Origin of the sequence: Clostridium transplantifaecale (genome assembly GCF_900626075.1) — a bacterium.
Lineage (GTDB): Bacteria > Bacillota > Clostridia > Lachnospirales > Lachnospiraceae > Otoolea > Otoolea transplantifaecalis.
Map to the genome: position 1 here is coordinate 745,318 of NZ_UYZY01000001.1, position 23,499 is coordinate 768,816.

Annotated in this window: 21 protein-coding genes and 1 tRNA gene; 4 read left to right on the forward strand and 18 right to left on the reverse strand. The window is 48.9% G+C overall.

The features are described 5' to 3' along the window. Nucleotides 1-7 precede the first annotated feature (7 nt). Entirely contained in the window at nt 8-2,008 is a 2,001-nt protein-coding gene (locus tag EJL91_RS03180; RefSeq protein ID WP_125140506.1) for a PAS domain-containing hybrid sensor histidine kinase/response regulator, read from the reverse strand. 368 nt (nt 2,009-2,376) lie between these two features. On the opposite strand from EJL91_RS03180, the gene EJL91_RS03185 reads away from it, so the two are divergent. Next, nucleotides 2,377-3,240 carry a tyrosine-type recombinase/integrase gene (locus EJL91_RS03185; RefSeq protein WP_125140507.1) on the forward strand — a complete coding sequence of 288 codons (864 nt, stop codon included), beginning with the start codon at nt 2,377-2,379 and terminating at the stop codon, nt 3,238-3,240. 337 nt (nt 3,241-3,577) lie between these two features. Next, nucleotides 3,578-3,820 carry a hypothetical protein gene (locus EJL91_RS03190; protein WP_125140508.1) on the forward strand — a complete coding sequence of 81 codons (243 nt, stop codon included), beginning with the start codon at nt 3,578-3,580 and terminating at the stop codon, nt 3,818-3,820. 372 nt (nt 3,821-4,192) lie between these two features. Here the strand turns inward: EJL91_RS03190 and rpmF are convergent, their stop codons facing one another. The 4 genes from rpmF to pta all read right to left on the reverse strand — a co-directional run bounded on the left by rpmF (nt 4,193) and on the right by pta (nt 7,343). Further along, nucleotides 4,193-4,375, reverse strand: coding sequence for a 50S ribosomal protein L32 (gene rpmF, locus EJL91_RS03195; RefSeq protein WP_008398008.1), 183 nt, complete (start codon nt 4,373-4,375; stop codon nt 4,193-4,195). A gap of 2 nt (nt 4,376-4,377) precedes the next feature. After that, nucleotides 4,378-4,902 carry a YceD family protein gene (locus EJL91_RS03200; RefSeq protein WP_125140509.1) on the reverse strand — a complete coding sequence of 175 codons (525 nt, stop codon included), beginning with the start codon at nt 4,900-4,902 and terminating at the stop codon, nt 4,378-4,380. Between the two features lie 185 nt (nt 4,903-5,087). Continuing rightward, nucleotides 5,088-6,278, reverse strand: coding sequence for an acetate/propionate family kinase (locus EJL91_RS03205; protein WP_125140510.1), 1,191 nt, complete (start codon nt 6,276-6,278; stop codon nt 5,088-5,090). 63 nt (nt 6,279-6,341) lie between these two features. Beyond that, nucleotides 6,342-7,343: a phosphate acetyltransferase gene (gene pta / locus EJL91_RS03210; RefSeq protein WP_125140511.1), complete on the reverse strand. Its 1,002-nt coding sequence runs from the start codon at nt 7,341-7,343 to the stop codon at nt 6,342-6,344. A 286-nt stretch (nt 7,344-7,629) separates the two neighbouring features. On the opposite strand from pta, the gene EJL91_RS03215 reads away from it, so the two are divergent. Beyond that, nucleotides 7,630-8,970, forward strand: coding sequence for a tRNA(Met) cytidine acetate ligase (locus EJL91_RS03215; RefSeq protein ID WP_125140512.1), 1,341 nt, complete (start codon nt 7,630-7,632; stop codon nt 8,968-8,970). 79 nt (nt 8,971-9,049) lie between these two features. Here the strand turns inward: EJL91_RS03215 and EJL91_RS03220 are convergent, their stop codons facing one another. From EJL91_RS03220 to EJL91_RS03275, 12 genes are all read right to left on the reverse strand, one after another. Next, a complete protein-coding gene (locus EJL91_RS03220; protein ID WP_125140513.1) occupies nt 9,050-10,285 on the reverse strand; it encodes a class I SAM-dependent methyltransferase in 1,236 nt (411 codons plus the stop codon). 13 nt (nt 10,286-10,298) lie between these two features. Further along, the gene (locus tag EJL91_RS03225; protein WP_125140514.1) at nt 10,299-11,663 is read right to left on the reverse strand and encodes a PFL family protein; all 1,365 of its coding nucleotides are present in this window, start codon (nt 11,661-11,663) and stop codon (nt 10,299-10,301) included. 34 nt (nt 11,664-11,697) lie between these two features. After that, nucleotides 11,698-11,970, reverse strand: coding sequence for an ACT domain-containing protein (locus tag EJL91_RS03230; RefSeq protein WP_125140515.1), 273 nt, complete (start codon nt 11,968-11,970; stop codon nt 11,698-11,700). 40 nt (nt 11,971-12,010) lie between these two features. After that, nucleotides 12,011-12,808, reverse strand: coding sequence for an MBL fold metallo-hydrolase (locus EJL91_RS03235; protein WP_125140516.1), 798 nt, complete (start codon nt 12,806-12,808; stop codon nt 12,011-12,013). Nucleotides 12,809-12,813: 5 nt separating this feature from the next. After that, nucleotides 12,814-13,392, reverse strand: a complete 579-nt coding sequence (coaE, locus tag EJL91_RS03240) for a dephospho-CoA kinase (RefSeq protein ID WP_125140517.1) — start codon at nt 13,390-13,392, stop codon at nt 12,814-12,816. 30 nt (nt 13,393-13,422) lie between these two features. Then, complete coding sequence (gene polA / locus EJL91_RS03245) at nt 13,423-16,095, reverse strand: DNA polymerase I (RefSeq protein WP_125140518.1); 2,673 nt, start codon at nt 16,093-16,095, stop codon at nt 13,423-13,425. A gap of 78 nt (nt 16,096-16,173) precedes the next feature. Next, entirely contained in the window at nt 16,174-16,509 is a 336-nt protein-coding gene (locus tag EJL91_RS03250; protein ID WP_125140519.1) for an anti-sigma factor family protein, read from the reverse strand. A gap of 119 nt (nt 16,510-16,628) precedes the next feature. After that, the gene (locus EJL91_RS03255) at nt 16,629-17,606 is read right to left on the reverse strand and encodes an aldolase catalytic domain-containing protein (protein ID WP_125140520.1); all 978 of its coding nucleotides are present in this window, start codon (nt 17,604-17,606) and stop codon (nt 16,629-16,631) included. A 421-nt stretch (nt 17,607-18,027) separates the two neighbouring features. After that, nucleotides 18,028-18,110 (reverse strand) — tRNA-Leu (locus EJL91_RS03260). Nucleotides 18,111-18,202: 92 nt separating this feature from the next. Then, nucleotides 18,203-18,898 carry a hypothetical protein gene (locus tag EJL91_RS03265; protein WP_125140521.1) on the reverse strand — a complete coding sequence of 232 codons (696 nt, stop codon included), beginning with the start codon at nt 18,896-18,898 and terminating at the stop codon, nt 18,203-18,205. A 30-nt stretch (nt 18,899-18,928) separates the two neighbouring features. Continuing rightward, the gene (locus tag EJL91_RS03270) at nt 18,929-19,642 is read right to left on the reverse strand and encodes a DUF5058 family protein (RefSeq protein WP_125140522.1); all 714 of its coding nucleotides are present in this window, start codon (nt 19,640-19,642) and stop codon (nt 18,929-18,931) included. A 13-nt stretch (nt 19,643-19,655) separates the two neighbouring features. Continuing rightward, nucleotides 19,656-21,095: an amidohydrolase gene (locus EJL91_RS03275; RefSeq protein WP_125140523.1), complete on the reverse strand. Its 1,440-nt coding sequence runs from the start codon at nt 21,093-21,095 to the stop codon at nt 19,656-19,658. A 186-nt stretch (nt 21,096-21,281) separates the two neighbouring features. Here EJL91_RS03275 and EJL91_RS03280 point away from each other — a divergent pair, with 186 nt between their 5' ends. Further along, nucleotides 21,282-22,241, forward strand: a complete 960-nt coding sequence (locus EJL91_RS03280; RefSeq protein WP_125140524.1) for a LysR family transcriptional regulator — start codon at nt 21,282-21,284, stop codon at nt 22,239-22,241. Between the two features lie 65 nt (nt 22,242-22,306). Here the strand turns inward: EJL91_RS03280 and EJL91_RS03285 are convergent, their stop codons facing one another. Further along, nucleotides 22,307-23,485 carry a phosphoribosylaminoimidazolecarboxamide formyltransferase gene (locus EJL91_RS03285; protein WP_125140525.1) on the reverse strand — a complete coding sequence of 393 codons (1,179 nt, stop codon included), beginning with the start codon at nt 23,483-23,485 and terminating at the stop codon, nt 22,307-22,309. Nucleotides 23,486-23,499: the final 14 nt, after the last annotated feature.

Consider the following 23,499-nt stretch of genomic DNA (forward strand, 5'->3'; position numbering starts at 1 on the left):
TTAAAAATCACAGAAAACGGCCTATTTCATTGCTTAAAGACTTCAAATCAAACGGTTTGGGAAGGTGACTGTCCATTCCTGCTTTCCTGGCGTTGTCCACGTCTTCTGAAAAAGCATCCGCAGTCATTGCAATAATCGGTACAGAAGCGGCGTCCTGACGGGGCAGCGCCCTGATTTGTCTTGTTGCTTCATAACCGTTCATGTTAGGCATCTGCACATCCATCAGAATCAAATCATAGTAACCTTCCGCAGACTGAACAAACCGCTGCAGGCCATCCTTCCCATCGTCTGCGCTTTCCGTCACCGCCCCCAGTGAGGCCAGCAGTTCCATTGCGATTTCACAGTTAAGCCGGTTATCCTCAACAAGAAGAATTCTTTTGCCTTTTAAAGAATCTGTCCTTCTTTTTTCCTGGACATGCGGCGTCTTATTCAGATAGAGCAGAATGCCGTTACACAGTGTAGAACGGAACAAAGGCTTTTGCAAAAAGCCGTTAATGCCGACCTCCCTTGCCTCGCATTCTATATCGTTCCAGTCATAGGCAGTAACGATCAGGATATTGGTATTCACTCCGGGAAGTCCACGAATCGCCCGGGAAGTCTGTAAACCATCCATATCCGGCATCTGCCAGTCCAACAGCACAATATCAAAATCACGGCCCGAATCATGGGCCCTTGATACCTCCTTCACGGCATCGGCGCCGTTCTCACACCACTGTGCTTCAGCCCCCAGCTCCCGAAGCGTCATGGACAAATACTCACATGCCAGGGCATCGTTATCCACCACAAGAATATTTAAACCCTCGAAGTCTATCTGTTCCGATACGGATGAGGTGATTTTCAATGGCAATTCGACAACAAAAGTTGTCCCTTCGCCTAACCGGCTATTAACCTGAATTGTACCTCCAAAAAGCTCCGTCAGCTTTTTAGTAATAGCCAGACCGAGTCCGCTGCCTTCCGTCTTGTCCACCCGGCTGTCACGTTCCCGGGTAAAAACATCAAAGAGGGTGGGAATAAACTCCGGTTTGATTCCAATGCCTGTATCGGAAAATGTAAAACGGAACCGTGCCAATCCCGGAGTTTTCGTAATCAGCTCCTCAACTTCCAATACAATAAGACCGTTCTCCGGCGTGAACTTGGAGGCATTTGAAAGAATGTTGATTAATATCTGCCTAAGACGCAGGGAGTCACATATCAGTGTTTCGTGTTCAACATGTTGCAGACGGACGGAAAAATGCTGTTTTCGCTCTTTTACAACCGGCTGCATAATGGCTACCACATTCTCCAACACAACCGGCAGTGACATGGCTTCCATGTTCAGCGCAACCTTCCCGCTTTCAATTTTTGACATATCAAGAACATCATTAATAAGCCCCAGAAGATGCTGGCTGGACAATGAGATCTTTTTTATACAGTCCTTTATTCTTTCCGGCTCGTCAATATGCATCCCCGCGATATCGGTCATGCCGATAATTGCATTCATGGGCGTCCGGATATCATGGCTCATTTGGGAAAGGAAATCAGATTTGGCCCGGTTCGCTTTTTCCGCCATCTCCAAAGCTTTCGAAAGCTTTTCGGATTGGACTTCCAACTGCTGCTGCAATACTTTTAATTCCGTAATCTCTGTGTAAATTGTGTAGATGACAGGAATTCCCTCAAATGTCTCATCGGTAAAACGGCCGGTCACCCGGATCCAGACCACCTTGCCGCCTTTTACATGCATCGGACATTCGAACTCGTATCCGGGCTCCTGTCTTTGATATGCGTCCATAATAATCCTGGTCATAAGAGCAACCGCATCCGGATCGTTCTTATAATACTCATCCACATGATTATGGTATTGTTCCTCGTATTCTTCTTTCGTATAGCCAATCAGACGGTAAAAGTAGTCGTTAGCCCAAAGAACAGTAAAGTGCTCATCAAACAGATGTTTGCTGACGCTGACATTCATCAGTGTCATGAAAGCATTGTATTCATAATCCATTACTTTATTTGCATAGTTTTTAATCATTGTAAGGAACTCCTTATTTTCTATTCCATCATAGAACAAGAGACTGCAGTCCGGTCTCTTCATTCTTAATATTTCCAGCATTTATCATGAAGATAGTTATTGTTTCAATTATAATACATCATATTTGAAAACTCAATCACTTGTGGACAAAGTAAGGCGCTTCTTACCATAAACGCTCCGGTTTAAGCTAAAGATATGGCTTTGCATCATGCTTTGTATCATGCGTTGAATGATATACATTACATTTTATGGTTACTTAGCAATACCAATGCAAATTTCCCCTTTATCCTTTAACGCTATCTTTTCATGGAATAAGTTGAACACAATTCGGTAAAATAACTGGTATTAAGCAGAGAAAGGAAAACATCATGATACCTGAACAAGAAATCATATTATGCACGGAGGAGCGGTTAGACGAATACGTGACCTATTTACGATGCGAGGAACGAAGCACGAATACCATAGCAAAGTATGTCCATGATTTACGCACATTTTTTGTATTCCTGGCTGGGCACCCGGCCACTAAAGAAAGGTTTTTGGAATGGAAAGAACAGCTTATTTCTACACATGCCCCAACGAGCATCAATTCCATGCTGGCTGCCGTCAATGGTTTTTTCGAATGGCTTGGTCTGCCTGGTTTTAAAGTAAAACCTCTGAAAATCCAGCGCGAAATTTTTTCAAGGCCAGAAAAAGAATTAACAAGAGACGAATATCACCGCCTTGTGGAAACGGCGGATAAACAGCAAAACAGGCGTTTATCTCTGCTTTTGCAGACTATTTGTGCGACCGGAATCCGTGTGTCGGAACTGCAGTATATAACAGTGGAGGCCGTACGGTCCGGGCGGGCTGTGGTTGACTGTAAAGGCAAGAGCCGGTCGGTATTTCTGCCGGTAGAATTATCACGCGCCCTCCGCCGCTACTGCCGGAAACAGGGGATTGAATCCGGCGTAATTTTCCGCACCAAAAATGGAAAACCATTAGACCGGTCTAATATCTGGAAGGACATGAAAGCCCTCTGTAAAAGTGCATGCGTGGAACCGGACAAGGTATTCCCACATAATCTTCGCCACCTGTTTGCAAGAACTTTTTACGGACTGGAAAAAGATCTTTCCCGGCTTGCCGACTTACTCGGCCACTCCAGTGTCAGCACCACCCGCATTTACACGATGGAAAGCGGAACTGAGCATGTAAAACAGCTTGAACGCATGGGATTGGTTCTTGACTACTCATAGAAAAACCACATAACGTCAATTATGTGGTTGCAGCAAAAGTTTTGATTAGATTTTAATACATATTTATTTTAACATACGCAGCAGATAAAATCAATATTTTCGTCCTTTACCATGCTGACAGGTATAGTAAACAGACTGGTGTACATTACTGGTTTCACCGGTCTGTTTTCTGCGTCTGTTTCTGTTTTCTATTTCCTGTTCTTACATTAAACCATATCATCCAAGAGAAGCTTTATGAAAAAAAGCAGGGGCATTACCACATAATTGACGTTATGTTGTCTAAGCATTTCAGTAAAATAAAACTACAGTCGGGAGAAATCGAGAGGCGGTGTGAAAAATGGCAAATAATGCGGACAAATTGTTACAGGAAATACAGCAGGCGGCGGGGTGCGTCTATCTTTCGGACCTCCATTCCGTAAAATTCATGTCAAATGCGGATGCAAAAAAGGGACTGCTCAGAATTCCGGATGACCGTTATTCTCTGGACGATTGGAATGAAGCCGTGTCCTATGTTACAGGAACAATTTGTTATTTCCGGACAGTAAAAGAAGCCCGGGACAGAATAATCTGCATTTTTTAATGTATAGGGGATTTCGGGTAAGGTATCAGCCCCATATCCGATAGGGAATCCATCAACAGTTCCAGTGCCTCATTCGTTTCATCCGTCATTTCTTTATTTCATTTCCGTCATCCTTTTCCTTTCTTTCACTCTGTGAATGCCGCTGTCCCCTTGACGGACACATCGGCAATCACAGACACCAGATGATCATCGTCCATTATAAAAAACTCATGGAAATTCTGCTGACCTCCTTAGCCGGGGTCATGATGGCATAGATAACAAACTCCGGACGCTCCCGAAAGGCTGGCTTACTATAAAAAAATACAATACAAAACCTCCGGAGAAAAACTCCGGAGGTCATGACTCCACTGCATTCATACTTCTCAAAATAAATTAATCTTCTACTTTGATGATCTCTTTTTTATTGTAAGAGCCACAAGCTTTGCATACTCTGTGAGGCATCATTAATGCGCCACATTTGCTGCACTTTACTAAGTTTGGAGCGCTCATCTTCCAGTTAGCCCTGCGGCTGTCTCTTCTTGCTTTGGAAGATTTGTTCTTTGGACAGATAGACATGGTTACACCTCCTTAAATTGATTAAAAATCTCCTGGATAACTGACATCCGTGGATCGAGCGACCTAGTGTCACAGGTACAAGTCTCGTGATTGAGATTTGTTCCACATCTATTGCAAATCCCTTTGCAGTCTTCACTGCACAGGACTCTCATAGGCAAGCTCAGTAGCAGTTCGTTACAAACCAACTGGTCTACATCCAGACTATAACCGCTTAAATACGGCTCTTCATCCAAACCCTCTTCCTGTTCCTCCCCCTTGCCGAGAGCAAGCTCCCGATCAAATGTAAGTTCACAGACAAAAGATACAGGCTCAAGGCATCTGGCACAGGGTGCCTCCACAGTGACAGGAAGTTGTCCCGACATCGTGAATTTCTTGCCGCCGATATTTGCTATCTCAAGCTCAAATGGTTCCGCCTTCAAAATCGTATAAACATCGCCGCTGAATTTGATGGAAGCAAGTTCGAATGATACCGTATAAACCTTTCTTTTCCCTTCACAGGTAAAAAGCTCAGATAAATTTATCAGCATACTAATCTCCTAATACGCACTATGATATTATACATAGCGGTTTCTTGTTTGTCAATGCTTATTTTGTATATTATTCCAAATTTTCGACAAATTTTATACCATATCTGCCGGGTTTCCCAAAGCCGGGTTCAGGCAGAGCCGCAATTCCTGCAGCTCTGCCTGTCCGGTATTATAAACTGAATCGATTATTTTACAAGGGCCAGAGTCTCTCTTGCAATTGCAAGCTCCTCATTGGTTGGTACAAGAAGGACTTTAACTTTGGAGTCGTCGGTAGAGATAATTCTCTCCTCGCCCCTTACATTGTTCTTCTCATCGTCGATTTTAACGCCAAGGTAACCAAGGTTAGCACACACATTCTTTCTCAGTTCCTTATTGTTCTCGCCGATACCTGCCGTAAATGCGATGGCATCCACACCGTTCATAACTGCTGCATAAGCGCCTACGTATTTGATGACTCTGTAATCAAAGATATCAAGGGCAAGCTGAGCCTTCGCATTGCCTGATTCTGCGGCATCCTCTAAGTCACGTCCGTCGCTTGAGAGGCAGGAAATTCCGAGAAGGCCGGACTTCTTGTTCAGCACTTCCATAAGCTCATCGAGGTTCTTGTTCTCTTTCTTGCCAACATACTCTAAAATGGCCGGATCGATGTCACCGGAACGTGTTCCCATCACAAGGCCCTCAAGCGGAGTAAGTCCCATGCTGGTGTCTACGGATTTACCGCAGTCAACTGCAGATACACTGGCTCCGTTGCCAAGGTGGCAAACGATGATCTTCATCTCTTCGTATGGCTTTCCAACAATCTCAGCCGTTCTCTTGGATACGTAGCTGTGGGATGTTCCGTGGAAACCGTATCTTCTTACTTTGTAGTTCTCATAGTACTCATAAGGAAGACCGTAGATAAATGCTTTTTCAGGCATCGTCTGATGGAAAGCTGTGTCGAATACGGCTACCATCGGTACGCCCGGCATCAGTTCCTGGCATGCATGGATTCCGATCAGGTTGGCCGGATTGTGTAATGGAGCAAGCTCGTTGCACTCTTCGATAGCCTTTAAGGATTCCTCATTGATGATGCAGGAGGAAGTGAATTTCTCACCGCCGTGTACAACACGGTGTCCTACTGCGCCTACTTCGGAAAGGCTCTTGATAACGCCTGTCTTCTCGTTGGTCAGCGCTTTGATGACAGCATCGATTGCCTCTGTATGGGTCGGCATGGAAACGTCGGACTTCTCCTTCTCTCCGCCTTCCGGCTGATAAGTAAGCTTTCCGTCAATTCCGATTCTCTCGCAAAGGCCTTTTGCCAGAACTTCCTCAGAAGCGGAGTTGATTAACTGGTATTTTAACGATGAACTGCCACAGTTGATTACTAATATATTCATTTTCTTATCCTCTCACTTTTCCATAATCTCATTTAATATTGCAGAACATTCCCTGATGCCAGATTATGACATCTGAGCCTGTACTGCGGTCAAAGCTACTACGCCGACGATATCTTCCGCAGAGCAGCCACGGGACAAGTCGTTAACCGGTCTGGAGATACCCTGAAGCATCGGGCCGTAAGCTTCTGCTTTAGCAAGTCTCTGTACCAGCTTGTATCCGATATTACCACAGTCTAAGTTCGGAAAAATCAGAACGTTGGCATTGCCTGCCACTTCGCTTCCTTTTGCTTTGGACTTGGCAACTTCCGGTACGATAGCCGCATCAAGCTGTAATTCACCGTCCAGATCAAGCTGAGGATATTTCTCGTGTGCAATCTCGGTAGCCCTTATCACCTTGTCAACGAGAGCATGATGAGCGCTGCCCTTTGTGGAATGTGAAAGCATTGCGATGGTTGGTTTCTCACCTACCAGGGCGCGGAAGCTCTTGGCGCTGGAATCTGCGATGGCGGCCAGTTCCTCAGCCGTCGGATCCTGGTTCAGGCCGCAGTCTGCAAACAGGAAGGTTCCGTTATAACCAAATTCACAATTCGGCACGTCCATGATAAAGAAACCGGAAACAAGCTCTGTGCCCGGCGCTGTCTTTAAAATCTGAAGAGCCGGTCTCAGGGTGTCTGCCGTAGCGTGGCATGCTCCGGCTACCAGGCCGTCCGCATCTTTCTCTTTAACCATCATAACACCGTAGGTGATGTAGTCGTTCTTCAGGAGCTCTTTTGCTTTTTCAAGAGTCATTCCTTTATGTTTTCTCAGTTCAAATAAGGTATTTGCATAATTTTCAAAGTTCGGATCCAGGTCCGGGTCTACCACCTTGATTCCTGTAAGATCTACTTCCAACCATCCGGCACCATCCAGGATCTTTTCCTCTTTACCTACCATAATCAGGTCTGCTGTACCCTCCTCTAAAATCTTAGCGGCTGCAATCAGAGTCCTCTTATCTTTACTTTCCGGTAAAACGATGGTCTGCTTGTCCTGTTTTGCTTTCTCTTTCATTAAATCAATAAATGCCATGGTCAAAAAACCCCTTTCATAAGTGTGTGTGTTCTTTATTCTGCTAACATTATATACTACTTGTTTATTGTATACAAGAGATAATTTCCATTTTCGGGTTAATTATTTTTTTAACAGGCTTGTTTCTTTTTTAACTGCACTTAACCCTTTACGAAATTTCTTTCCTCTTATATAATTGTAACCAAATCAAGCGGGCAATATAAGCCTTATCGCAATCTTAACACACAGCGATTGTAAAATTTGGTTACATGATTCATCAGGAAAACTCAAAAAAGCAGGAAAAAATATGAAAATCGTTGGACTCATCACAGAATATAATCCATTTCATAATGGCCATCTTTACCATATCAGGAAATCAAAAGAACTGGCCGGCGCCGATTACTGTATCGCGCTGATGAGCGGCAGCTATGTACAGCGGGGGGCTCCGGCTATCTATGACAAGTATGTCCGCGCCTCCATGGCCCTGTCGTCGGGCGCCGATTTGGTGCTTGAAATGCCGGTGGCTTTTTCCACCGCCTCTGCCAGGGAATTTGCCTCTTATGGTGTCGCCCTGTTCACGGCACTGGGGGCCGTGGACTCCATCTGCTTCGGCAGCGAGTGCGGCGATATCGCTCCCCTCTCAAGAATTGCCGGCCTTCTGGCAGACGAACCGGAGGAATTCAGCCGGACGCTGAAGGAATGCCTGAAGCAGGGAATGACCTATCCCGAAGCGAGGCATCAGGCGCTCCTCTCTTCCCTGTCTCCGGACGAGCAGGCCGTTTTAGCCTCCCCGAATAATATCCTCGGGATTGAATACATCAGGGCCGGGATTACCCTTGGAAGCCCGCTCCGGTTCCATACCATCCGAAGAGAGGGCCAGGCCTATCACGACACTGCGCTTCTGAGCGGGATTGGAAATCCGGACTGTTGTCTGGCCTCCGCCTCGGCGATCCGGCGGATTGTCGCCTCCGGACAGAATCCGCCGCTCCCGTTCACCTCACAGAATCCGCCGATCCCGTCCGCCTCACAGGACTCGCCGGACTTAGCGGACTCACCGGAAACCGTCACGGCAGACGCTCTCTCTTCCATGGTCCCCGCCTGCGTCCATCGGATAATAACCCGGGAACAGCCCATTTTCAGCGATGATTTTTCTTCTATATTAAACTACCGAATCATGAAAGGGGACTGGATCGGTATCGCCGATTTGACGCCGGAACTGGACGCGCGCATCAGGAAAAACGCGCTTTCCCCCATATCCTTTGAGAAACGGATCCAGGAACTTAAAACCAGGCAGTTAACTTACACCAGGGTCAGCCGAGCCCTCCTGCACCTCATTCTGGATCTTCATGAATCGGATATCGATATCTATAAAGAAAACGGATATGCCCTCTATGCCAGGGTGCTCGGTTTTAGAAAGGACTCCCTGCCTCTTCTGGGCGTCCTTAAACGCTCCGCCTGCATTCCTCTCACTACCAAGCTGGCCGATGCCGGTAAGCTTCTGGACGGAACAGCTCTCTCCATGCTTGAACAGGAGATTAAGGCGGCACATATTTACCAGATGATCCGCGCATCAAGAGGCGGAATCTTTCGAAATGAATACACACAAGGTGTTATTGTCTGCGATACAGGGGCGGAGTGCAGCCCATAAATCGTTTAACACCATTAAGATGGCAAAAACGCGCCTCAGAAAGGCGCGTTCCCAATTTTCTTTACTGCTTAATTGTAATTTATACCGACTGGTCTTTTTGCTCATCTTTGCACTCTTCTTTTAGCAGACGGCAGAGAGTTGGCTCCACATGGAGTTCCTCCATCATCCTCTGCAGTTTCCCATCGTCTTTTTTCGGTTTTCCCTGTTTCACCGCTCGGATCATGATATTCTTAGGCGTATGCTCCATATCGATAAATTCCAGTATCTGCGTCCTGTATCCGGCCTGTTCCAAAAGGCCCGCGCGGATCCCATCGGTAAGAAGCGCCGACATTCTCTCCTTTATCAGCCCGTATTCCAGAACCGGGGAAAGCAGTTCATTGCCGATCTGCTTATTCAGCTCATGCTGGCAGCACGGTACGGAGAGAATCACGTCCGCTCCCCAGCGTACCGCTTTGGCCATCGCATAGTCCGTGGCCGTATCACAGGCATGAAGCGTCACCACCATATCGACATGTGATACACCTTCATAGCCCGCAATGTCACCGTGGTAAAAATGAAGGCCGTCAAACCCGAACTTTTCACTGAGTTTGTTGCAGAGTGCAATCACGTCTTTCTTCAAATCCAGGCCCACCACCTGAATCGGATATCCCTTCAGCTCCTTCAGATAATAATACATAGCAAAGGTCAGATAAGACTTGCCGCAGCCAAAGTCGATAATCGTATTGGTCCTGTTCTTATCGAGCCTTGGAAGAATATCCTCAATGAACTCCAGAAACCGGTTTATCTGGCGGAATTTATCGTATCTGGACTTTACCACCCTGCCCTCGGGCGTCATGACTCCCAGATCCGCCAGAAACGGTACGGGCACTCCCTCCTGCAGGACGTAATTTTTCTTCCTGTTGTGGCCGGACAGACGCTCCGCCAGCTCCTCCGGGATTAGGTTTTCCGGAACTTCCGGGGCGCCGCTTTGGCCGGGAGCTATCTTCATCTTCTTTTTGACGGTGACCGTTCCCTTCTTTCCCACCAGAATATTCATCGTACCGAGACGTGATACCGCCTCCGCATTCCGGTAAAGTTCTTTAAGCTGCTTCTGCAGGTAGGCCGCCGCCTCATCCCTGTCCATATTTTTCTGGAATGCCTGCTTTTCCGTAAATTCTTCCACCTGAAATTTGAGCGCCCCCTTGAGTATCAGGGGACGCACCGTCATTTTGATATAGTGTTCACGGCTGCGGGGATTGCTGAAAATCATGCGTTCCAGCTCCCCGTTTAAGAAGCAGTCCAGTGCTTCTGCCAGTTCTTCTTTCTTATCCGTCATCTTTTCCATCTTCTTAGTTTTTAAAGCTGTGGACAGGCGCAGGAATCCGGCCCGTCCTGCTGATAAATGCATCACAGGAGAATTTATTGACCGGAATGATCGGGGCATATCCCAGGAGGCCGCCGAACTCGGCCGTGTCGCCCACGGTCTTTCCGATTACCGGAATCAGACGGACCGCCGTTGTCTTCTGGTTAATCATTCCGATTGCCGCCTCGTCGGCGATAATTCCTGAAATGGTGGATGGCTTTGTATCTCCCGGAATCGCAATCATATCGAGACCGACGGAGCATACACATGTCATTGCCTCCAATTTTTCAAGGGTGAGCGCTCCCTCCGAAACCGCGTCGATCATACCCTGATCCTCGCTGACCGGAATAAATGCGCCGCTCAATCCGCCTACATAAGAGGAAGCCATGATGCCTCCCTTTTTCACCTGATCGTTGAGCATAGCAAGGGCCGCCGTGGTTCCGGGAGCTCCGGTGCGCTCCAGGCCGATCTCCTCCAGGATCTCGGCTACGCTGTCTCCGACAGCCGGAGTCGGCGCAAGGGAAAGGTCGATGATGCCGAAAGGCACACCGAGACGTCTGGAAGCTTCCTGTGCCACCAGCTGGCCGACACGCGTAATTTTAAACGCCGTCTTCTTAATGGTCTGGCAGAGAACTTCAAAGTTCTCTCCCCGTACCTTTTCAAGGGCAGTTTTTACAACACCCGGGCCGCTGACGCCGACATTAATAATCGCGTCCGCCTCCGTTACGCCGTGGAACGCTCCCGCCATGAACGGGTTGTCATCCGGCGCGTTGCAGAACACAACGAGTTTTGCGCAGCCCAGAGAATCCTTATCCCTGGTCGCTTCTGCCGTAGCCACGATAATCTCGCCCATCAGTCTTACCGCGTCCATATTGAGGCCCGTTTTAGTGGAACCCACATTGATGGAGCTGCAGACACGGTCGGTGACTGCAAGAGCCTGTGGAATCGAGCGGATTAGACGCTCCTCGGCAGGCGTCATGCCCTTGGATACAAGAGCCGAATATCCGCCGATAAAGTTGACGCCGACCTCTTTGGCCGCTTTATCGAGCGTCTTTGCAATCTCCACAAAATCATCGGAGGTTTTGCAGGCGGCTCCTCCCACCAGGGCGATCGGGGTGATGGAAATCCTCTTGTTGACAATAGGAACACCGAATTCCCTTCCAATGGCGTCTCCGGTTGAAACGAGATCCTTTGCATAGGTCGTGATCTTGTTGTAAATCTTCTCATTCAGCTTTGCCAGATCACTGTCCACACAGTCCAGAAGGCTGATACCCATGGTGATGGTACGCACATCCAGCTTTTCGTGGGCAATCATATTGTTGGTTTCTAATACTTCGAACATATTTATCATGTGTCTGTTTCCGTCCTTTCTCCGGCCTCTGTCATCAGATGCGGTGCATACTGGTAAAGATCTCTTCTCTCTGGCAGCGGATCGTAACGCCGATCTCCTCGCCTACCTTCTCCAGTTCCTTTGCCATGTCATCAAATGACTTCGGGGACTTGGAAATATCCACGATCATCATCATGTTAAAATATTCCTGCAGGATAGTCTGTGTGATGTCCAGAATGTTCATCCCGTTTTCTGCCAGATAATTACATGTTTTGGCAACGATACCCACTCTGTCCTTTCCAACGATAGTAATAATAATTTTGCTCATAGCGGTTCCTCCTCTTTTCTGTCTGTATGTGATACTGAATCTATATTGTAACAATGGGGGACATATCGTCACGCTTTGCTACCGTTATTGGGAAGTCGGATGCCGTATACGGCGAATCTCCCTGGCTGATTTCCAGACGCACCGTCTCGTATGCCAGTTCTTCATAATTATTCTCCTTGCTCAGATGCCCAAGGAAAATATGTTTTAAATTGTCGTGAAGGATGCAGTTTAAAAGGCGTCCCGCATTCTCATTGGAAAGATGGCCGTAATCTCCCAGGATACGCCGTTTCAGGTAATATGGGTACGGTCCTGCCTCCAGCATCTTCACATCGTGGTTGGATTCTAAAAGTATCGCATCCAGCCCCTGCAGGCGGTCGATTATGTACTGGGAATAATGCCCCATATCGGTTGCCACAGCCACTGATTTGCGGTTGTTCTGCACCCGGTAGGCCACGGGGTTCGCCGCATCGTGATCAATGCGGAACGGCTTTATCTCCAAATCCCCGATGCGAAAATCCACATCGTGGCAGATGGGGTGGAAAAGCTCCCTTGGATAGTCACCCAGGCTTTTCACATTGCCGATTTCCTCCAGCGTCTCTTTTGTGCTGTAGATCGGCGTTCCGTACTTTCTTGCCAGAACTCCCAGTCCCTTAATATGGTCCGAATGTTCATGGGTAATCAGGATTCCGTCCAGGTCGCCCCCGGACACCCCGATTTCATTTAATCCTTTTTCAATTCTCCTGTTGCTGATTCCGGCGTCTATCAGAATATGGGTCTCATCGCTGCCCACATAAATACAGTTTCCACTGCTGCCGCTCGCTATACTTACCATCCGCATCTGTCTTATTCCTCTTTCAATAAGTTTTCTATCTGAATACGTATTTCTTCCACGGTTCCGTTATTGTCAATCTCATGATCCGCCTGGGCCCTATATTCATCCTCCGTTACCTGGTTTGCCATAATCTCCAGGCACTTTTCCTTTGAATAGCCCCGGCTTTCCATGAGTCTTTTGATCCGGTTCTCCCGATTTGTGAAAACATACCAGATCTCATCAAACATGTGATTGTGCTCCTCATCAAAGAGGGCGGCTTCCACCACCACAATCTCCTTATCGGAGTGGGCGATGGCATGTTCGATCTCACTCCATGCCATCGGATGGATAATGGAATTCATCTTTTCAATGGATTCCCTGTCTTTAAATATCAGCTCAGCCATCTTCTGCCTGTCAATACTGCCGTCGGCATTCAGAAACGAATCGCCAAAGGCGGCAAGCACCCGGTTGTAACCTTTTTTTCCCGGCTCCATAAGCTGGTGTGCCACCTTGTCCGCTATGATGATGTCGGCCCCGAATTCCTCCTTAAGTATCCGGAGCACCTCACTCTTTCCGGAACCAACGCCTCCGGTGATGCTGATGACCTTCATACTCTTCCTCCACATTCCATATCTTTTATGCTATTTTGTCTCAAACCAGGAATGCCCCGTCTTCATGTCTATCTCAAGCTCCACCTTTAAGTGGGCCGCATTCTTCATCTCTTCTTCCAGAATTTTCTGAACCGTCTCCAATTCCTGCGTCCATGTCTCGATCAGAAGCTCATCATGCACCTGAAGCACCAGCCTGGAGCGCAGATTTTCTTTTCTCAGCCTGCCGTCCACGCGGATCATCGCAATCTTGATGATATCGGCCGCCGTTCCCTGGATCGGGGAATTCATCGCCACACGCTCACCGAAAGAACGCTGCATGAAGTTAGCCGATTTGAGTTCCGGAATGGGGCGTCTTCTGCCGAACATCGTCTCCACATATCCCTGCTCTTTTCCAAGCTCCACCAGATGGTCGAGGAATTTCTTCACATCCGGGTATGTCTCAAAATACCGGCTGATATACTCAAGCGCTTCCTTCCTGGAAATACTGAGATCCTCGCTTAACCCAAAGGCGCTGATTCCGTATACGATACCGAAGTTGACCGCCTTGGCGTTGCGCCTCTGAAGCGCCGTCACCTCGTTAAGCGGCACGTGGAATACCTCCGAGGCCGTGATGGCATGGATGTCTTCCGCTTTTTTATACGCCTCGATCAGACGCTCGTCCCCCGACATGTGGGCCAGCACTCTCAGCTCAATCTGGGAGTAGTCGGCATCCAGAAGCACACAGCCCTCCTGCGGAACGAACACCTTCCTGATTTCCCTTCCCAACTCCATGCGGACCGGGATATTCTGAAGGTTCGGCTCCGTGCTGCTGATGCGGCCAGTGGCGGTGATCGTCTGATTGAAGGTGCCGTGTATCCGGCCGTCATCCCGGATGAAAGCGGCAAGGCCGTCGGCATAGGTGGATTTTAACTTTGTAAGCTGCCTGTAATCCAAGATCTTTCTGACAACGGGATATTCCGGCGCCAGCTTTTCAAGGACATCGGCCGCAGTGGAATAACCGGTCTTCGTCTTCTTTCCGCCCGGCATCTTCATCCGTTCAAAGAGGATTTCTCCAAGCTGTTTCGGGGAATTGATATTAAACTCCGTTTCCGTATCCCGGTAAATCTCCTGCTCCAGCGTGACGATCTGCTCTCCCAGTCTCTCGCCGTAATCGTGGAGTTCCTCCCTGCGTACGCAGATTCCCTCCTCCTCCATATGGTAGAGGCTGTAGATAACGGGCATCTCTATATCGAAAAACAGCTTGCGCATGCCGGCGGCTTCCAGTTTCTTTACGAGAACCTCTTTCGCCTTCCATGCCACATACGCCATGTAGCAGATGCAGGTCTGCGCCTTATCAGGCATCATGTCAAATGCCGCCGTAAATGATGTCTTGCCTATGAGATCGGCTTTGGAGGGAACCGTCATATCCAGATAATCCCTGGCCAAATCGTCGTAATCATACGTATCCTTCAGCGGATTCAGCAGATATCCCGCCACGCCGGCGTCAAACATGGATTCACCGCCGTTCTCATTGCCGGTTCCGTCCACAACCCGTCTGTCCCTTCCTTTTAAATAAGGAAGCTGGGGTTTTAAGTCAAGTACGCTGACCGAAGCCACTTCCGTACAGAGGCCTTCCATCTTGTCGGCAAGGTACTCTCCCGTTATAAAACCGGCCGCCGGGATACTGTATATCCGTTCCTCCCCATAGCAGAGCGCCAGTGCGGCAACGTCGCCGTTTTCTATAATAAGCTGCATGCCGGCCGACGGTTTCAAAGCCGCCTCTTTAAAAATCTTCTCCGCCTCCGAAAGCTCCGTAACGGTCTTAAAATGTTCCTCCACCTTGGACGTGGAAAAAACACCGGCGTCGAACTTCTGGAGAATCGATTTGAATTCCAGCTGTTTCATATACTGATATGCTTCCGGTGTATATAAATTGGTTATTTCCGAATCTTCCAGTGAAAATTCAATATCACAGTCAATGCAGATGGTGGCAAGCTCTTTGCTCATCTGAGCCATATCGTAGTGCTCCCTCAGCGCTTTCTGGGCCCTCGGAGGTTTCACCTCGTCAATGTTCTCATATGCCTTCTCGATGGAACCGTAATTCACAATCAGGCTGGTCGCCGTCTTCTCACCGATGGACGGCACGCCCGGGATGTTATCCGAAGCATCGCCCATCAGGGCTTTCACGTCGATAAACTCCGTCGGCGTCACCTGATACTCCGCCTTCACATCGGCCGGATAATAGTCCTTAATCTCCGTTGTTCCCCTGGATGTCCTCGGCATGCGGATTTTAATTTTCTCATCGGCAAGCTGGAGGAGATCCCGGTCTCCCGAAACAACGGAAACCTCCACGCCCTGAGCGGCGCAGCGCTTTGCTATCGTTCCGAGAATATCGTCCGCCTCATAACCGGGGCGGGTCAGAATCGGGATTCCCATGGAAGACAGCACTTCCTTCATCACGGGAACCTGTTCGTGCAGTTCCTCCGGCATCGGTTTCCTGGTTCCCTTATATGCCTCATACATCTTGTGGCGGAACGTAGGCTCCTTAAGGTCAAATGCAACCGCAATATGATCGGCCTTTTCGTCCTCGATGACGCGGAACATAATGTTGAGGAAACCGTATACCGCATTGGTATGCAGTCCCTTGGAATTGGTCAGTTCCGGCACACCGTAAAAAGCCCGGTTCAGTATGCTGTGGCCGTCTATTAATACTAATTTGCTCATTTCATTGTCTCCTGTCCTGTTACTGCTTGCAGCGCTGTTGTTACAGGGCTGTCAAACGGTAACCCTGTTCTGTCGTTTTTAATAAAGCCAGATCCGAAACTGGAGGAGTACCGTCACAATCACCGCCATGACGCACAGTGTATTGACCGCATAGCGAAGTGTCCGGAATCCCCACATTCTCTGCACCCTGGCATAGGATTCCTGGATTCTGCGTTCAAGGGCTCCTGCAATGTCAAAGGTTCCGTCTCCTTTATCGAGCTGCTTCAAGCCGACATCCACCATAAAGTAGATCTCAAGCTCTTCCTGGCAGTTCCTGCAGGATTCAATATGCGCTAAAAACTCTTCCATCTCGTCGCCGGTCAGCTTATCATTAATATACGGCGTCACCAGATGCTCCGCTTCCTGACAAGTCACTGCCTCACCTCCATTTTAACGGCAGAGCATAATCCTTTCAAGGCCTGCTCTGCCCATTTTCGTATATCATACAATATTATACCCGATTTTTCAAGGGATTGAACAGGAATATGCGGTGTTTATGCGCCCATTAACTGACGGAACAGCCCGGAATATTCCGTTTTGTGGTTCTCCACAAACTCGATGGCTTTGGAAGGATGCTTGCTTCCCTGCCCGGTCAGAAGGTAGGGAATGTCATATCCCCAGAGCACTCCGGCCTGTTTCAGGGGCAGGACCTGTTCTTCTATAAATTCAATAATCGGCAGTTCATCGTACCGCTCCATTGTCCTCATATATCCCAGGAGCTGTTCCGTTGAGCAGTTCCCCGCGCCTCTTCCCATCCCGTTCACCGTCACATCCAGAAGGGACGCTCCGTTTCTCATCGCCTCGATGGTATTAGCAAAGGCAAGCTGCTGGTTGTTGTGCGCATGGATTCCGACTCTGCGGACCGCATCTTCTGCTCCGCCGTCTTCTCTTCCATTGTCGCGCTTTCCGGCCCTTTCAATATAGCGTCTTGTCAGTCTGCCAATCTCTTCCGGGTAAAAGGAGCCGTAGCTGTCCACCAGATAAACGGCGTCGGCCCTGCTGCCCCTCACTCGCTCAAGGGCCTCCTCTATCTCCGCCTCGGTGTTATTCGATACTGCCATAATATTAATTGCCGTCTCATAACCGCAGTCCCGGCAGTATTCCTCCATATTGAGCGCCTCATCCATTTTATCCGCATAGGTGGCAATCCGTATCATATCGATTACACTGTCCTCCTTTTTCAGGATGTCTTTCCTGTAATCGGTTCTTCCCACATCGGCCATAACGGAAATCTTCATGGAAGTTTTATTATCCCCGGCGATGGCCCTGATATCCTCTTCACGGCAGAATTTCCATTTGCCGAATTCCCTTCGGTCAAACAGCGCTTCAGAAGCTTTGTATCCGAATTCCATATAGTCGATACCGGCCAGCAGATTCGCCCGGTACAGTCCGCGTACAAAGTCGTCCGTAAAATAAAAACGGTTAACCAGTCCTCCATCTCTTAATGTGCAATCCAAAATTTTCTGCTCCATGATTCGTCTCCTTTCTGTCCGTCTTTTGCGGCATATTACATCTTCGCGCGAGTGCGCTTCCTGCCCGGAGGGCTTTTTATATCATAGGAAAATGTGCCTGATGATATAAAAAAAGCCGATCCCTGCACATGCAGACATCGGCTCATCATTTTCTGTTCAGTGTGTGGCTACTGATCGCTTCTGACTATACTCGAATGCTCATGCACAGCAAAAAAACCGGTACAAAATAAAAGTACCAGTAGCCATAAAATGTATATCCTGTTGAATTTACACATGTAAGGCGGTCTGCTGTCATAATGAACACTCCTGTCAAATAGTTAGTTGCATTATAGTGTATCGAATTTCATTTGTCAACGTAAAAAGGTAAAAGAAAACCCCGGAACCTTATAAAAAAGATTCCGGGGCTGCCCCTGCCAAGGAGTGCCGGCCACGGGACTTGAACCCGTACGGTGTTGCCACCAATGGATTTTGAGTCCACCTCGTCTGCCATTCCGACAGGCCGGCTACGCTGTCAGCGAATATTATATTACCAAAATTGTGAGAAAAATGCAACTACTTTTTATCCGCTTTCAGCTTTTTCTTTCCCCTATAGGCAATTACATTTCCGGCTGTCCTTTGATCTTTACTTTTCTCTTATGCAGGCCGTAGGAATAAAACGCCGAGAGAATGATAACGCCTATCATGATAAAGCTCTGGTTTGCACTGAAAAAGCTTCTGCCCAAAAGGAAAATTGCGGCGATGGATGCGGCGACAGGCACCAGGCTCTCCCTTGGAAACTTCTTGAAATACGGGAACAACAGGGCTCCAAACAGAGCCGGTATCATATTCTGGAATGCGGGCTGCAAAAATGGATTGTTGTAGACCGGTTCAAACACCGGCGCCAGGAACAGCATTCCAAGCAGCACGATCACCGTGGTGACAATCGTGGAAAATGCCACCGCAATAATCGAAATGACATCGCCTTTCTCGGAGCCCGGCGTACACCCGGCAATCTCCATTGCATTCATGGCTGCCGGAATTTTCATATTGCTGACATTTCCCGTAACGCAGGCCATATAGAGTGCGCCGCTTCCAATTACGGGTGCGAAGGAAAGATTTTCACACACTCCCGCAATTGTGAACGTGATGAGAATCGGGACCGCATTCTGGAGGATCACCCCCAGGTTCACCGGTATCCGGTTCACGGCTGCCAAACCCGCCGGAACCGCCAAAAAGAACAGCAATGCTACAATTACCGTCATCCTGCCCAGAAAATGAACGCGTGTATAAAAACTCTGATTTTTTAAATTCATTCTGCTACCTCCTCCTGTTTATTCCTTTTGTCACAGTACTGCATTAATCAGGCAGGCCGCCAGCATACCCGCAATCATACTGGCGGGAAATGCAAACTCCTTCAGTCCCGGAACCTTATCCGCCGCCTTCCCCACCGCCAGGGCGCAGGCACCTGCAATGAAGAAAGAGCCAAGACCCGAAATATTCGTAAAATTCGTCATATGGGGAGCCGCCATCGTGCTGTACATGCCAAGGAACATTGCCGTTGTGATGACCGGCACGACCGCCGCATTCTTTGATTTCAGGGATGCCACTTTTCTGTCGTACATTTTCAGGAAAATCACGTTGAACAGATTTCCTCCCAGAATTCCGATGCTGACTACAAACACAATACCGATAAACACTTCTGCCGGAATATTGGGAACCGACATGGATTCAAGCCCGAATGCCTCCGCGGCCATATTGGCAACCATCGTCTCGTAGGCGGCGGAACCGACCACACTCAGGCGCAGCCAGGGGAAAAAGCGTCCCAGGAAAGGCACCAGGAGCAGATAGCTGATTAATATCGGCAGAGACGGGATAACCGAAAACAGGGAACTGCTTTTAGCCGCCGTCTTAAGCTCCGCCATATCCATGTCCAGTTCCTTTGCCCTTCTCACTGCGGCCAGAGAAAACAGCACCGGCTGTATTAAAACCACCAGTATTGTAAGTCCGCAAAGTGCCGCCATTGCCGTACTGTTCGCAATCGATAAATGTTCTGACATACTATGTACCCCCTTACCCTTCCAAATGCGGCTTTACGTCCGCAGAAATGGGACAGATATAGATTCCTCCTGTCTCCTGTTTCCAGTCCTCAACCATCTTCTCCCTGATTTCCTCATCCTGCATGACGCGCACAACCGCCAGAGCCAGAGCCTCTCCCGCCGCCAGAACGGCCTTGTGTGCAGCGGAGGTATTCCCCTGGGCCGTAGCCTGCCAGGTATGCATGGCCGTCCCAAGCGCCATTGTAGCGTAAGAGCACTGGGCCGTCGGCACTACGTGGCTGACGTCCCCCACATCGGTGGAACCCGGTAACACGGGCATGTTCCATTTAAGCTCTGCAATCCCGGTATCCAGGGGATGTGCGGCAATTTCTTCCGGCTTTCTTCCAAACTCCCCCGCCAGGGCCGCCGCCCTCGCCTGCAGGCTCTCCTGTCCAAACGCTTGACTGAAGAATCCGGCTGCCGCCGCATAGTCCCCGTCGTCAAAGGCCGGGGCGCCTATATCCTTCATCGCCTCGTAGAGAACCTGTGTCAGTGTACGGTTAGGGACAAAGTCGGACAGGCCGGAATAGATTTCAAAACTGCTTTCCGTTCCCGTCATCAGCGCCGCCCCCTTTGCAATATCCTTCACCCGTTCAAATATCTCCAGAACCTGCTCCGTCTTAGGCGCACGGATGAAATAATGCAGGCGGCTGCTTCCCTGCACCACATTCGGGGCAATGCCGCCGACGTCCGTGTAGGCGTAATGGATTCTTGCCTCCTGTATCACATGCTCCCTCAGATAATTTACACCCACATTCATCAGCTCCGCCGCGTCTAATGCGGATCTTCCCAGATGGGGAGCCGCAGCCGCATGCGATGTAATTCCCTTAAAGTCAAAATAGACACTGACATTTGCCAGTGAACTGAAGCTGGAAACGTAATTCCGGTCCGCAGGGTGCCAGGTAAAAGCAGCATCCAGCCCGTCAAATATGCCGTCCCTTGCCATCAGCGTTTTGGCATTTCCCTTTTCCTCACTCGGACATCCGTAAAGAATCACGGTTCCCTTTTCCCGGTTCTTTTCCAGATACTCTTTTACCGCCACAGCCGCCGCATAGGCTCCGGCTCCGAGAAGGTTGTGGCCGCATCCATGGCCGTCCGGGTTTCCCTCCCTTTTCCTGCACTCCGTAACTCCGCCTTCCTGGCTCAGTCCCGGCAGCGCATCATATTCCGCCAGCAGTCCGATCACGGGCTTTCCCGTCCCGAAGCCGGCCGTAAAGGCGGTTGGTATCCCCGCAATCCCACTCTCCACTGTAAATCCGTCCGCCTTAAGCATCTCCGTAAACAGAGCCGCCGATTGAAATTCCTGAAACCCCGTCTCGGCAAAATCAAAAATGCTGTCACTGAGCTTTACGATCTCATCTTCATGGCGCTCCACAGCCGCTCTGATCCATTCCAAATCCGATAATTTCTCCATTTTCCCCTCCATTAGTCCATAAGTAAATTGATATAGATATGCCCTTTTTAATTTGACACTTCTATAAATTCTCTGTATACTTGTTATATCATTTTATTAATATCGTGACAAATATCTATCTACTATGCAAGCATAACTATTTGGTTATGGATTTTGATAACCGGAGTCTAAAAACAGGAGGAATGTATGAACATACAATATCTGAAATACCTTGTCGCCATCGAACGGCACGGCTCCATCACAAAAGCAGCGGAGGCCCTGTTTGTCTCGCAGCCTTATCTGAGCAAGGTGGTGAAAGAAACGGAAGATGAATACCACATTTCCATTTTCACGAGAGGAAAGAACGGAATAAACCTGACGGATAACGGGCGTGTTTTTATCGACACGGCCGCCCAGCTTTTAGAGAATGTAGAACAGTTTAACCACATGTTTAAATCCGATTTTGCGGATGTGAACCGTCTGCGCATCTCCTGTGTCTCATCCTCCTATCCGATGGACGCGTATCTGCAGCTTTTAAACCGCTACCCGCAGGACCGGCTCCGTTTCCATTACCGCGAGACAACGAACAACCAGGTGATTGACGACGTTTACACAAATGCGGCGGACGCAGGCGTCATCATCGGTACGGAGGACAACTGGAAAATGCTTGAAAACCTTCTCAGAATCCGGCATATTGCCCTTCACAAGATTCTGGACATGGAGACGCATCTGATTGTCAGGGAGGGCCATCCTCTCACGAAAAAAAGCGGTTCGATTACCCTGGAGGATATCTACCGCTACAATTTTGTCCTGTATGCCCAGCAAAACCAACTGGGAATTAAAAGTATTGAAAACGTGTACAGTGAGGGAGCCCTGGAACATATCGTGGACTGGAGCATTGTGCGTCAAATCACTTACGTTTACAGCCGCGCCAGCCTCCACAATGTCCTGACCCAGACCGACGCCCTCGCTCTCGGTTCACAGGAAACACGGGAGCAGAACAGACAATTCCATATCGTCTCGATTCCGTTCCCGTTTCCAAAGCACTATCCGGAGCCCAAGCCGCTGAGCTACCTGTGTTATATTCATTTGAAAGATAAGAAGCTCTCTCCCATTGCAAAAGAATACCTGGATATTCTCACGTCCACCTACAGCGTTAAACGGTGAAACAACTCGTCCGTCTACCTTAACCTCATCCATCTTACCCGCAGACGGCCGGTCCCTCATCCCGTTTAGTGGTGGAACAGACGGATTCCCGTAAATGCCATCACGATTCCGTATTTATTACATACTTCAATTACATTGTCGTCGCGCACGGAACCGCCCGGCTGTGCGATATAGTTAACGCCGCTCTTATGGGCGCGCTCGATATTGTCGCCGAACGGGAAGAATGCATCAGAACCTAGAGTTACGCCGCTCATCTGATCAAGCCAGGCTCTTTTTTCCTCACGTGTGAATACGGGCGGTTTCACCTTAAACGTATTCTGCCACACGCCTTCCGCCAGGACATCCATATATTCGTCCCCAATGTACACGTCGATGGCATTGTCCCTGTCGGCCCTTCGGATGCCGTCCACAAACTTAAGGTTCAGCACCTGGGGAGCCTGTCTTAAGAACCAGTTGTCCGCCTTCTGGCCGGCCAGCCTCGTGCAGTGTACCCTGGACTGCTGTCCCGCGCCCACGCCGATTGCCTGTCCGTCCTTCACGTAGCAGACGGAATTGGACTGCGTGTATTTGAGGGTAATCAGTGAAACAATCATATCAATTTTAGCTGAATCAGGAAGCTCTTTATTCTCCGTCACAATATTGGAAAGAAGTTCTCTGTCAATCTTAAGCTCATTTCTTCCCTGCTCGAACGTAATTCCATATACCTGTTTTTTCTCCACTGGCGCCGGAACATAGTCCGGATCGATTTGAATCACATTATAATTCCCGTTCTTCTTGGCCTTCAGAATTTCCAGGGCCTCATCCGTATATCCCGGTGCAATGACACCGTCGGAAACCTCGCGTTTGATCAGGCGGGCCGTGTCTGCGTCACAGACATCGGACAGGGAGACAAAATCCCCAAAGGAGGACATACGATCCGCTCCCCTGGCCCTTGCATAGGCACAGGCAATCGGTGACAGCTCTCCCATATCATCCACCCAGTAAATCTTTCTCATGGTCTCATCAAGAGGCAGTCCCACCGCCGCGCCGGCCGGTGATACGTGTTTAAAGGATGCCGCCGCCGGAAGTCCAGTGGCCTGTCTAAGCTCCTTCACAAGCTGCCATCCGTTGAATGCGTCCAGAAAATTGATATATCCCGGGCGCCCGCTCAGCACCTGAATCGGCAGTTCACTTCCGTCCTCCACATAGATTCTGGATGGCTTCTGGTTCGGGTTGCAGCCGTATTTTAACTCCAGTTCTTTCATTAAAACTTCCTCCT

What these genes read in the sequence shown, in the direction of transcription:
- EJL91_RS03205 (WP_125140510.1), bottom strand. Translation starts at nt 6,278, where the DNA reads ATGAATATATTAGTAATCAACTGTGGCAGTTCATCGTTAAAATACCAG.
- EJL91_RS03265 (WP_125140521.1), bottom strand. Translation starts at nt 18,898, where the DNA reads ATGAATTTAAAAAATCAGAGTTTTTATACACGCGTTCATTTTCTGGGC.
- EJL91_RS03225 (WP_125140514.1), bottom strand. Translation starts at nt 11,663, where the DNA reads ATGATAAATATGTTCGAAGTATTAGAAACCAACAATATGATTGCCCAC.
- EJL91_RS03190 (WP_125140508.1), top strand. Translation starts at nt 3,578, where the DNA reads ATGGCAAATAATGCGGACAAATTGTTACAGGAAATACAGCAGGCGGCG.
- EJL91_RS03255 (WP_125140520.1), bottom strand. Translation starts at nt 17,606, where the DNA reads ATGGAGCAGAAAATTTTGGATTGCACATTAAGAGATGGAGGACTGGTT.
- rpmF (WP_008398008.1), bottom strand. Translation starts at nt 4,375, where the DNA reads ATGTCTATCTGTCCAAAGAACAAATCTTCCAAAGCAAGAAGAGACAGC.
- EJL91_RS03285 (WP_125140525.1), bottom strand. Translation starts at nt 23,485, where the DNA reads ATGAAAGAACTGGAGTTAAAATACGGCTGCAACCCGAACCAGAAGCCA.
- pta (WP_125140511.1), bottom strand. Translation starts at nt 7,343, where the DNA reads ATGGCATTTATTGATTTAATGAAAGAGAAAGCAAAACAGGACAAGCAG.
- EJL91_RS03215 (WP_125140512.1), top strand. Translation starts at nt 7,630, where the DNA reads ATGAAAATCGTTGGACTCATCACAGAATATAATCCATTTCATAATGGC.
- EJL91_RS03235 (WP_125140516.1), bottom strand. Translation starts at nt 12,808, where the DNA reads ATGCGGATGGTAAGTATAGCGAGCGGCAGCAGTGGAAACTGTATTTAT.
- polA (WP_125140518.1), bottom strand. Translation starts at nt 16,095, where the DNA reads ATGAGCAAATTAGTATTAATAGACGGCCACAGCATACTGAACCGGGCT.
- EJL91_RS03275 (WP_125140523.1), bottom strand. Translation starts at nt 21,095, where the DNA reads ATGGAGAAATTATCGGATTTGGAATGGATCAGAGCGGCTGTGGAGCGC.
- EJL91_RS03230 (WP_125140515.1), bottom strand. Translation starts at nt 11,970, where the DNA reads ATGAGCAAAATTATTATTACTATCGTTGGAAAGGACAGAGTGGGTATC.
- coaE (WP_125140517.1), bottom strand. Translation starts at nt 13,392, where the DNA reads ATGAAGGTCATCAGCATCACCGGAGGCGTTGGTTCCGGAAAGAGTGAG.
- EJL91_RS03200 (WP_125140509.1), bottom strand. Translation starts at nt 4,902, where the DNA reads ATGCTGATAAATTTATCTGAGCTTTTTACCTGTGAAGGGAAAAGAAAG.
- EJL91_RS03180 (WP_125140506.1), bottom strand. Translation starts at nt 2,008, where the DNA reads ATGATTAAAAACTATGCAAATAAAGTAATGGATTATGAATACAATGCT.
- EJL91_RS03270 (WP_125140522.1), bottom strand. Translation starts at nt 19,642, where the DNA reads ATGTCAGAACATTTATCGATTGCGAACAGTACGGCAATGGCGGCACTT.
- EJL91_RS03220 (WP_125140513.1), bottom strand. Translation starts at nt 10,285, where the DNA reads ATGACGGATAAGAAAGAAGAACTGGCAGAAGCACTGGACTGCTTCTTA.
- EJL91_RS03280 (WP_125140524.1), top strand. Translation starts at nt 21,282, where the DNA reads ATGAACATACAATATCTGAAATACCTTGTCGCCATCGAACGGCACGGC.
- EJL91_RS03185 (WP_125140507.1), top strand. Translation starts at nt 2,377, where the DNA reads ATGATACCTGAACAAGAAATCATATTATGCACGGAGGAGCGGTTAGAC.